6 protein-coding genes, 1 pseudogene and 1 other annotated feature are annotated in these 9935 nt (G+C 63.8%); of the genes and pseudogenes, 4 read left to right on the top strand and 3 right to left on the bottom strand.

Annotated elements, in window-relative coordinates; translation table 11 throughout:
- Positions 1-89 precede the first annotated feature (89 nt).
- The 3 genes from HMPREF1546_RS04365 to HMPREF1546_RS19855 all read right to left on the bottom strand — a co-directional run bounded on the left by HMPREF1546_RS04365 (position 90) and on the right by HMPREF1546_RS19855 (position 5895).
- The gene (locus HMPREF1546_RS04365) at positions 90-3134 is read right to left on the bottom strand and encodes a DEAD/DEAH box helicase family protein (protein ID WP_021747641.1); all 3045 of its coding nucleotides are present in this window, start codon (positions 3132-3134) and stop codon (positions 90-92) included.
- Positions 3135-3226: 92 nt separating this feature from the next.
- Entirely contained in the window at positions 3227-5185 is a 1959-nt protein-coding gene (locus tag HMPREF1546_RS19135) for a site-specific DNA-methyltransferase (protein WP_036629442.1), read from the bottom strand.
- A gap of 17 nt (positions 5186-5202) precedes the next feature.
- Positions 5203-5895: a hypothetical protein gene (locus HMPREF1546_RS19855; RefSeq protein WP_021747639.1), complete on the bottom strand. Its 693-nt coding sequence runs from the start codon at positions 5893-5895 to the stop codon at positions 5203-5205.
- Between the two features lie 89 nt (positions 5896-5984).
- On the opposite strand from HMPREF1546_RS19855, the gene HMPREF1546_RS04350 reads away from it, so the two are divergent.
- The 4 genes and pseudogenes from HMPREF1546_RS04350 to HMPREF1546_RS04335 all read left to right on the top strand — a co-directional run.
- A complete protein-coding gene (locus tag HMPREF1546_RS04350; protein WP_021747638.1) occupies positions 5985-6164 on the top strand; it encodes a 5-formyltetrahydrofolate cyclo-ligase in 180 nt (59 codons plus the stop codon).
- A gap of 263 nt (positions 6165-6427) precedes the next feature.
- Positions 6428-6692, top strand: a binding site (T-box leader).
- A gap of 78 nt (positions 6693-6770) precedes the next feature.
- Positions 6771-8438 carry a 2-isopropylmalate synthase gene (locus HMPREF1546_RS04345; protein WP_036629426.1) on the top strand — a complete coding sequence of 556 codons (1668 nt, stop codon included), beginning with the start codon at positions 6771-6773 and terminating at the stop codon, positions 8436-8438.
- Positions 8439-8490: 52 nt separating this feature from the next.
- The gene (gene leuC, locus HMPREF1546_RS04340; protein WP_021747636.1) at positions 8491-9750 is read left to right on the top strand and encodes a 3-isopropylmalate dehydratase large subunit; all 1260 of its coding nucleotides are present in this window, start codon (positions 8491-8493) and stop codon (positions 9748-9750) included.
- A 5-nt stretch (positions 9751-9755) separates the two neighbouring features.
- Positions 9756-9935 (top strand): annotated as a pseudogene (locus HMPREF1546_RS04335) (hypothetical protein); the annotation flags it as partial.

The raw sequence follows: 9935 nt of genomic DNA, 5'->3' as shown, positions 1-9935 counted from the left end.
CTGAAATCACTTGATTTCAGGCCGCGCTTCTCTGTCCATAGCGGGGGGCCTTCCATACGCCGCCGTGCATACTGTGCGGCCCCGGGGCTTCAGCCCACGATGCGCAGGAGCTCATCCAAGTCACGGACGGCGCCGCACATCACCTCTCCGCCGCTGACCGCGGCGAAGTGTGCGCGGGCGCACTGGAGTTTCGCCGCCTCCACGCCCTGGGGCTGTGGGGCCCTGCCGCTGGTCTCTGCCACGAAATAGACGGGATCCCCTGCGCGGTCCCGCAGGGCGATGGCCCAGTCGGGTGTGTACCGCCCCACCGGGGTGGGAATGAAGAAGGACTTGGGAAGTCGGACATATAATCTGACCGCCTCGCTGGCCTCCAGCGCCTCGGCAAAGGCCCGTTCCCTGTCGGTGTCACAGATCACATAGTCTGAGATCGAATGGGCGGCGGGCACGGCGGTGCACCCCAGCCTGCCCCGGCGGACGGCATTGGTGAAGAGGGCGGCGTCATACGACGCGTCCAGCCGGTGGTATGTGATGTGCCGGACGACGGCGGCCGCCTTCTCCCGGTTGATGAGCCTGGAGGCCTGGAGGAGGAAATCCTCCGGATTCAGGCGGAACATGGCAAATGTCTCAGGGGCTATGCCCTGGAGAATGGCTGCCGCAGTGGTACGGGTCAGGCCGGTTTCCTCCACCAGCCTGCCCACTAGGTCATACCGTACACCGCCCGGCGCCGGGGGACCGGCGGCCTGCACACGGCTTTCCCTGCGGCGGAAGGCCCGGCCCTGAAGCAGCTGTTCCCGGGACTGCAGCTGCGTCGCCTGCTCGCCATACACCGTCCGGACAGAGACGGGGGTCACCTGTAGATGCGCGTCCAGAGCCTGGATGACGTTCCCGATCAGCTCCCGGGTGTCAAAGGAGACGGTGTAGAAGGACTTGGGGCCGACCCGCGCCCAAAGGGAGCGGAACGCCTCGGTCTGCAGCTTCTCCGGGTCCGCCCGGGCGGTGACGTTGCCGCCGTGGGCGTTCTCCGCGGGGATGGCCCGGGGGGTATAGACGCCGGAGAGGACTTGCGCCACGGCGGCGCTGAGGTCCTGAAGGCTTCCGCCCAGCCGGACGGCACCCCGGTCCCGGTCCGCAAAGAAGCTGCCGGTGAGGACGCGGTCCTTCACATAGCCCTGTTTCCGGAGGGCGGCACAGATCTCATCTGCCAGCTCCCGCGTCACCCGGACCCGTGCCCCGGTGGTGCCAGTGAGGAGCCTGCCGGCAAACAGGCCCGGCTCCACCATCCGGGGGCGGCCGGCAAGGGACACCGCCAGCCCCTGCTGCAGGGCCTCCGCGAATCTGCCGAACTCCATATCGGTGATGAGCGTCAGCTTGTTCAGCTCCTGCACCGCCCCGCCCAGGACACTTTCGTCCATGCGTTCGCCCTCCTGATTGACACACAGGCGCAGACCGCGGCCGATCTCCTGGCGGCTGCGGATCTCCGACTCCGTCTGGGGCTTCAGCATACAGATCTGGAACACATTGGGGTTGTCCCACCCCTCCCGGAGGGCGGAGTGAGAGAAGAGGAACCGCACAGGTTCATCCAGGCTGAGCAGCCGCTCCTTGTCCCGCATGATCAGGTCATAGGCGTCCGCGTCGGAGGAGGTTCGGCTCTTGCGGTCGATCTTTCCCTCCACAAAGCGGGCCTGGCGGCCCTTCCGCCGGTCTACGGAGAAGTAGCCCTGGTGGGTCTCGCGGGCATCGATGCCGTCCAGATAGGCCCGGTACGCCAGGTCGTCGATCTCTCGCCGGAACGCCTCCGCCACGGCGACGTACTCCTCCTCAAACATTTTGGCGTACTCGCCGCTGCGGCCGCTGCCGCTGTCCCCGTCGTACAGGCGGTATTTGGACACCTCGTCGATGAAGAAGAGGGACAGCACTTTCACTCCCCTGGAATACAGCTCCCGTTCCCGGCGGAGGTGGGTGCGGATGGTCTCCCGAATCTGCACCCGGCGCTGGAGAGCTGTCCGCTCCTCGCCGCCGCTGAACTGACCGGCATATAGCTTCAGGCCGTTGAGAAAGGTCACCGAGCTGTCCCGACCGTCGATCTCTGCCACCACATAGCGGTCGGCGTATTCGGCCAGGCCGTTGGACGCCGCGAACAGATCCGCCTTCCGGCGCAGCTGTTTCACCACCGTCCGAATGCCGGACGCCCCTTTGACCTCAAAACCGATCCGGGCGGCGGGGGCCCTGTCCCGGCTCAGGTCCACGCCCTCCAGATAGACAAAGCCGCCAGCGGCGGGGGAGGATGTGAAGGTCACCCCCAGGGCGGCGATCCGTTTCACCAGATGCCGGTTATAGGCGTCCAGGGCGTCCAGACGGTACACCATGTTGTACGCCTCCCGGTGGGTGGCGGAGTAGCGCAGGGTGAACAGGGCGTTGAACTTGCGCAGGCTCTCCCGAGTCTGGCGGCCCTCCACGCTCTGGGGCTCGTCAATGATGAGAATAGGCCGGGTGGCCGCGATGACGTCGATGGGGCGGCGGCCCCGGAAGCTGTCCGGCCGCTGGTCGATGATCCGCTGGTTCCTGCCCGAGTTGAACGCCTGCATGTTGATAATCATGACCTGAATGGCGCTGTCGGAGGCGAAGCGGTCCACCTGGGCGAGGCGGTCGGAGTTGTAGATGAAAAACCGCAGCCGCCTGCCGTACTCCCCGGCGAAGTGCTCCTGGGTCGTCTGCAGGGAACGGTAGACGCCCTCCCGGACGGCCACCGACGGAACCACGATGATGAACCGGCTCCAGCCGTAGCGGGCGTTTAGCTCGTAGATGGTTTTCACATAGGTATAGGTCTTGCCGGTGCCGGTCTCCATCTCCACGGACAGGTTGATCCCCGGCCCGGCCAGGGCCTTGGACAGAGGCAATCCGGCGCGCCACTGGACCGCGTGCAGATTTTTCAGGATCCGGGCGTCGGTCAGCTCCGGAGCCAGGGGTTGGTTGCACAGGCCGGTGCCGGTCCCTGCCAGGGACAGCGGCCTGTCGGCCGCGGCGCCCAGGCCCTGCCGGTGTGCCTGGGCGCACAGTGACTGACCGCGGAACACATCGCAGACCGCTGCGGCCGCCTCCGCCTGAAAGGGCTGGTGCTTGAATTGGAGCTTCATGAGGTCACCTCCTTATGTCCGGTGCGCTGGGGACACATCCGGGCAAGACGGGGAAAGTTTCTGCGGAATGGAACCAGGCGGACGGTCTGCACTCAGAGTACCTGGACGCGGGTGCCGGGGGACAGGCTTTTGAAGATCTCCGTCACGTTGATCTTGGCGGCGTCCGAGGCGAAGGCGCTGTCCCGGAAGACAGCCCGCTGGGGGCGGGAAGCAGCTATGTCCCGGATGACCGTGTCCGGAACGCCAGCGTCAAAACAGGCCGCCAGGACGCCGCCGTCCACCCGGTGGACGGTGCAGCCGCCGACCACCCGGCTGGTGTGGGGCAGGTGGATGCCCAGGCCCTGGTCCAGCAGGCAGGCATAGAGCAGATCCAGGTCGGTGCGGTCCTCCCGGATATTGGACACCGTCTGCCCGATCAGCGGCTGGGATATCTCCTCCGGGGGATAGAGGACCTCCTTCCGGCAGCCCTCGTCCACCCGGAAGACCCGGAAGCCGATGTCCGGACAGGCACCGGGGAATTCGGTCCGGATCTGATCCCCGGCACGGCGGATGCGGGCTTTGCCGATCTCACAGATGGTCTGGAAGCCCGCCTGGGCGGCCTCGCTCTTCTCACCGCAGGGCTCGGGCAGCTGCACCATAATGAAGCTGCGGCGGCCGCCGTCCTCCGCGTTGAGGCGCATCACCGCGTGGGCGGTGGTGGCGGAGCCGGAGAAGAGGTCCAGGCATACGAAATCCTTCCCCGGAACAGAGCCGATCAGGGTCCTCAACAGGTCCACGGACTTTGGGTAGTCAAACAATTTCCGGCCGCCGAACAGCTTCCGCAGCTCCGCGTCTCCGTTGGGGATGTCGGGAATGACGTCCTTGAGCAGCGTCCTGCCGAAGTCCCTGATCTTGGTGTGGATCTCATACCCACCGGACGCTGTGGGGAGCACGATCAGATTATATGGCTCGTCCGCAATCTTCTGCCGGGACCACCGCCAGGCATGGTACTTGTGCACGCCGTCCCCATTTGCATGGGGCGGCAGCTCGAACCACCCGGGCCGCCTCTCCCCGATGGCGCCTGTGGAGATCTCCTGGGTCTGGGGCTGATAGAAGATGGAGAACACGAGGTTCGGCCGGGTCTCTTCGTTGAACTTGCGATTATGATTGTAGAGGGGATCGCCGACCGCAAAGGGGCCCAGCCGGTCCGTCCGAACGTCCCTGCGAAAGCCCTTGTACGCATCGGGCATCTTCTCCCTGGCGAAGCGGATGTCAATAGACAGGCTGCCGCACGCGTCGATGTCCCTGGCGTAGGCCAGGACGGACTCCCAGGTTTTGGCCGCGCCTCTGCCGGATATCTGGCGGCCCGTGATATTGGAGACCCACGCAAATTGGTTCAGGTAGTTGCTTTCGCCGAACACCTCGTCGCAGATCTTCTTCAGGTTCGCTGACTCATGGTCGTCGATGGAGATCAGGATGACGCCGTCCGGGGAGAGCAGGCTGCGGGCCAGCAGCAGTCTGGAAAAGAGCATGGAGCACCAGTCGGAGTGATACCTGCCGTCCGAAAACGTGTTTTTCCGCTGAAAGTTGATCTTCCCCTCCGCGTCCCGGTATCCGCTGGCACCGTGATATACGCCGCGGTCCATCACAAAGGAATCCGGATAGATGAAATCGCTGCCGGTGTTGTAGGGCGGGTCCAGGTAGATCACCTTCACCGCGCCCAGATAACTCTCCTGGAGGATTTTCAGCACTTCCAGATTGTCTCCCTCGATGTAGAGGTTCCGGGTGGTGTCCCAATCCCGGCTGTCCGCCTTCACGGGGCGGAGGGTTCTGGAGGTGGGGCGGGCGGCCTCGGCCATGGCGGCCCGTTTGCCGACCCAGGTGAATTCGTAGCGATCCTCCCCCTCCGCCACGTCGGGGGCCAGCAGCTGCTTGAGGACCTCGAAGTTGACGGCCTTTTTCACCTTCCCGTCCGCGCCTCGCGTCTCCGTGACGGCGGCGGGAAACAGCGCGGCGATTTTTTCCACATTCCCCGCCGTCAGGCCGGGGGCTTCCAAGTCCAGATAGTCCATGTCTGCTTCCTCCCGTTTCATGCAGATGCGGGCGCTTCCACCGGATGCAGATGCCGGAGGCGCCCCGGCGCGCTCCGGTATCCACGGCTGCACCCCGTCCGGCGCCGTGATACGTCCAGTTTACCGCACAACCGGCAAAGAGACAAGCTGAAAATCGCCCGGCCCGGCGGGGCATTGTCGCATTTCCCTCCCGGCTGTATGATATCTCTCATAAGACCGGCGGAGAGGAGCGTGCACAATGGCCAAGGAAAATGGCGCATATACTTTTTTATAAGTTTTACCTCAGTGGGCGCCCCGGTGTTTTCTGCAAGGGTCCCATTTGTCTCCCAAACGAGACCCTTGCAGGGAGGGAACCTTCCTTGCTCAGGCCAGGGCTTGGATTGCATCGCAGAGCGCTTCATCAGAGACGCTGGCGACCAGCTCCTCATGGACCGCACGGCCCACAGCAGCAAAGACCTATAATCGGGCTCCGTCACGGTTAGCCCGGGAACTTCGGCTTTCATCTTCTCGATATAATAGGCATCCTCATCACGCGTGATCTCGTTGTTCTTTTCCCGGATCTGGTCCATGCACTCCCGCAGAACCGTCTGAAGGTCCTCGGGCAGCTTGGCATAGTTGTCCTCATTATATAGCACGGTAGCGCAGTTTCCGACAGCCTCCGCGATTTCCACGATGTCCAGCCCCGGGATCACGGGGAACTGGGGCTCCATCGTGATAGGACCCGCGCCCGGTCTGCAGGTCCGCATAGTTGACCTGACCCCTCCACCCGGGTGCGCATCTGCGCCTCTCGTACCTTGGCGTGACCTGCTCCCCCGGCGGCGGGTATTACGACCGCTACCTGGAGTACTATCAGGGGCCCGCCATTCTGGTATGCCCCGACCGCCTGCTGCAGCCCCGCGTACCGGTGGGCCTCCATGACCGCCGGGTGCGCATAGTGGCCACGGAGACGCAGATCTGGCGGACAGGTGCGGCGCTGTGAGGTGCTGGGCATTTTTCAGGATGCAGGATACAACCGGCCCGCCCTCCCGGCTCCTGGGGAGTGGTCCGCTTCCGCAGCGGGGTCTTCCGGAGGGAGGCCGCCGCTTCAGGACGGCGGCAGCCGTCCTGATTTTTTCTTGCGGTTTTCACAAGAGACGGCGCGCTTTGCCAAGAGATGTCTGTCAAACCGTACCAAATCCGCTGTGAGGACAGATTTCCTCACTTGACGTCCTTCGGCGGAGCTGTTATACTCTTCCCATCTTCCAAAATGCGATGAAGGGGAAAAGGCGATCCCACGCCCCGTTTCAGAGAGCCGCCGGTCGGTGCAAGGCGGTACGGAGGGGACCGCGTCACTGGCCCTTGAGCAGCCGCGCTGAGAGGCGTCGCCTTTAGGTGCGGACGGCCGCTGTCCGTTATCATGCAGACGCGATTCGCCCCCCTCAGGAGGAGCCGATCGTACAGAGTGGCCGGGTCTCCCGGCAATGAGAGTGGTACCGCGGGTACAGCATTTTTTGCTCCCGTCTCTCAAAGACTGATGGTCTTTGGAGAGATGGGATTTTTTGTTGTCCTCCTTCCAAAGACAAGACCTTGGAAGGAGGACTTTGACATGATGGACGCGACGAAATATCAGATTGGCTACTATCCCCCGCCGGTGGAGCCGGGGCACGTGTACGAGTGGATGCAGAAGGACCATATCGAGACTGCCCCCGCCTGGTGCAGCGTGGACCTGCGGGACGGCAACCAGAGTCTGGTGGTGCCTATGAGCCTGGAGGAGAAGCTGGAGTTCTACGAGATGCTGCTGAAGATCGGCTTCAAGGAGATCGAGGTGGGCTTCCCGGCGGCGTCGGAGACGGAGTATGAGTTCCTCCGCAAGCTGATCGACGAGGACCGCATCCCCCAGGACGTGACGATCCAGGTGCTGACCCAGTGCCGGGACCACATCATCCGCCGGACCTTTGAGGCGGTGAAGGGCGCCCCCCGGGCCATCATTCACTTCTACAACTCCACCAGCGAGGCCCAGCGGCGGGAGGTGTTCCACAAGTCCAGGGAGGAGATCAAGCAAATCGCCGTGGACGGTGCCAAGCTCATCAAGGAATTGAGCCGGGAGTACGAGGGCAATTTCCTCTTTGAGTACAGCCCGGAGAGCTTCACCGGCACAGAGCCGGAGTACGCCGTGGAAGTCTGCAACGCAGTGCTGGACGTGATGCAGCCCACGACGGACCGTCCCATGATTATCAACCTGCCGGTGACGGTGGAGATGAGCATGCCCCACATCTACGCCAACCAGATCGAATGGTGCTCCAAGCATCTGAAGTACCGGGATGCCGTGGTTCTCTCCACCCATCCCCACAACGACCGGGGCTGCGGCGTGGCGGACGCGGAGCTGGCGGTACTGGCCGGTGCCCAGCGGGTGGAGTGCTGCCTCTTCGGCAACGGGGAGCGCACGGGCAACGTGGACGCCATCACCCTGGCCATGAACATGTACAGCCACGGAGTGGACCCGAAGCTGGACTTCTCCGATATGCCCGCTATCTGCGAGGTATACGAGCGGGTGACACGGATGCACGTCTATGAGCGCAGCCCCTACGCCGGCAGCCTGGTGTTCGCCGCCTTCTCCGGCAGCCACCAGGACGCCATCGCCAAGGGCATGACCTACCGGAAGGAGCACCACCAGCACCGGTGGGACTGCCCCTATATCCCCATCGACCCCCACGACATCAGCCGCACCTACGACGCGGACGTCATCCGCATCAACAGCCAGAGCGGCAAGGGCGGCATCGGCTTCCTGCTGCAGCAGAACTACGGCTATAACCCGCCGCCCCACATGCGGGAGCAGCTGGGCTACCGGGTCAAGGAGGTCAGCGACCACGACCACCGGGAACTCTCCGTCCAGGAGGTGCTGGAGGTGTTTGAGGACAACTACGTCAACAACGCGGCCCCGCTGAATGTCACTGCCGCCCACTACACACAGAACCAGGACGGGTCCATCTCTGCCAACCTGACTCTGCGCCGCGGCAGCCGGATGATCCAGTGCGGCGCCGCCGGAAACGGCCGCCTGGACGCGGTGGCCAATGCCATCGAGCAGGCAGCGGGCATGGACTTCACACTGATCCATTACAGCGAGCACGCACTGGACCCTGACACCGACAGCCGGGCCTGCAGCTACGTAGGGCTGAAGTGGCCAGATGGCAGAGAGACCTGGGGCTGCGGCACCCACACGGACATCATCGTGGCAGGCGTCCGGGCGCTGGTCAGTGCCATCAATAACCGGTAAACAGCGGGGGAGACCCCTGGACTTCATCACAGAGAACGGAGGCACAATACCCATGGGAATGACTATGACACAGAAAATCCTGGCTGCCCACTGCGGCCAGGAGCACGTCAAGGCGGGACAGCTGATCGAGGCGAACCTTGATATTGTCCTGGGCAACGACATCACCACTCCGGTGGCCATCAACGAGTTTGAAAAGGCGGGCTTTTGCGATGTTTTCGACAAGACCCGGGTGAACATCGTTCTGGATCACTTCGTCCCCAACAAGGACATCAAGAGCGCCCAGCAGTCCAAGCAGTGCCGGGAGTTCGCCTGCAGACACGGCATCGTCAACTTCTTCGACGTGGGCAAGATGGGCGTGGAGCACGCCCTCCTGCCGGAGCAGGGCATCGTCACCGCCGGAGACTGCATCATCGGCGCCGACAGCCACACCTGCACCTACGGCGCGGTGGGGGCCTTCTCCACCGGCGTGGGCTCCACGGATATGGCCGCCGGCATGGCCACCGGCAAGGCGTGGTTCAAGGTGCCCGCCGCCATCCGCGTGGAGCTGACCGGCAGTCTGCGGCGGCCTGTGTCCGGCAAGGACGTGATCTTGCACCTGATCGGACTCATCGGCGTCTCCGGCGCCCTCTACAAGAGCCTGGAGTTCATCGGCCCCGGCGTGCAGAGCCTGACTATGGAGGACCGGCTGTGCATCTGCAACATGGCTATCGAGGCCGGTGCCAAGAACGGCATCTTCCCGGTGGACGAGACCTGCGAGGCGTACCTGAAGGGCCGCAGCCGGCGGGAATGGAAGAAATACGAGGCAGATCCGGACGCAGAGTACGAGCGGACCATCACCATTGACCTGGACACCCTGGTGCCCACCGTCAGCTGGCCCCACCTGCCGGAGAACACCCACCCGGCCGCCGAGGGCGGGGACATCAAAATCGATCAGGTGGTCATCGGCTCCTGCACCAACGGCCGGATCGAGGACATGGAGGCCGCTTACAACATTTTGAAGGGCCGCCACATCGCCGACGGCGTCCGGGGCATCATCATTCCCGCCACCATGGAGGTGTACAGGACCTGCATCGAGCGGGGCTACACCACCGCCTTTGTCGACGCCGGGTGCATTGTCTCCACCCCCACCTGCGGGCCGTGTCTCGGCGGCTACATGGGCATTCTGGCGGAAGGGGAGCGGTGCGTCTCCACCACCAACCGCAACTTTGTGGGCCGCATGGGCCACGTGAACAGCGAGATTTATCTGGCCAGCCCCGCCACGGCGGCGGCCAGCGCCCTGACGGGCCACATCACCGATCCCAGGGAGGTTTGAACACCATGGAAGCAAGAGGTTCTGTATTCAAATACGGTGACAACATCGACACCGACGTCATCATCCCCGCCCGCTACCTGAACACCCAGAATGCCCGGGAGCTGGCGGACCACTGCATGGAGGACATTGACAAGACCTTCATCACCCGGGTGCAGGCGGCCAGACTCAGAGCCATGACCATGGCC

Source organism: Oscillibacter sp. KLE 1745, assembly GCF_000469445.2.
In the GTDB taxonomy this organism is placed as follows: domain Bacteria; phylum Bacillota; class Clostridia; order Oscillospirales; family Oscillospiraceae; genus Oscillibacter; species Oscillibacter welbionis.
Note: the sequence above shows the minus strand (reverse complement) of the source record. Positions and strands in the feature narration are given on the sequence as shown.

Excerpts from the sequence above, each read along its gene's own strand:
- HMPREF1546_RS04365 (WP_021747641.1), bottom strand. The coding sequence starts at position 3,134 with ATGAAGCTCCAATTCAAGCACCAGCCCTTTCAGGCGGAGGCGGCCGCA.
- HMPREF1546_RS19135 (WP_036629442.1), bottom strand. The coding sequence starts at position 5,185 with ATGGACTATCTGGACTTGGAAGCCCCCGGCCTGACGGCGGGGAATGTG.
- HMPREF1546_RS19855 (WP_021747639.1), bottom strand. The coding sequence starts at position 5,895 with ATGGAGCCCCAGTTCCCCGTGATCCCGGGGCTGGACATCGTGGAAATC.
- HMPREF1546_RS04345 (WP_036629426.1), top strand. The coding sequence starts at position 6,771 with ATGATGGACGCGACGAAATATCAGATTGGCTACTATCCCCCGCCGGTG.
- leuC (WP_021747636.1), top strand. The coding sequence starts at position 8,491 with ATGGGAATGACTATGACACAGAAAATCCTGGCTGCCCACTGCGGCCAG.